Raw genomic sequence first — 425 nt, forward strand, 5'->3', positions numbered from 1 at the left:
ATGCTGTTAAATCAATCAAGTCACTTTAAATTAGGTTTATATTTTATTCCCACTCAATATGCGTTTGTAGACTTAGATAAAGATGGACAGGACGAGTTATTGATTGGTAAACAAGATTATATTTCTGCAATCTATTACCTGAAAAATAGTCAACCTTCATTATTGCATGTAGCCTATGTTGCTCCTGTTGGTGGGGCACGTTCATCTCTCATTGCTTATGAAAACGGTCAGGTGGTATTTGCTGCCTGGCAATCATCAAATCCGGAAGTAAACCTAGCTTTATACAAAGTTGAAGCTAGTTTCCCAAATAAGCAAAAAGAAACTACAATACAAATGAATGATAAGAAGAAAATCGAAGAAGAACTAGGTGTTTCGTCTACGGCTTTGAATCTCAAAAACTTAAAGTGGGAAGCAATTGATAAAGG

1 pseudogene is annotated in these 425 nt (G+C 35.3%); it reads left to right on the forward strand.

What is annotated here, in order from left to right:
• A pseudogene (locus AX662_RS10650) lies at nt 1-425 on the forward strand (DUF6287 domain-containing protein); the annotation flags it as partial.

The sequence above is a fragment of the Streptococcus sp. CCH5-D3 genome, assembly GCF_001556435.1.
Lineage (GTDB): Bacteria > Bacillota > Bacilli > Lactobacillales > Streptococcaceae > Streptococcus.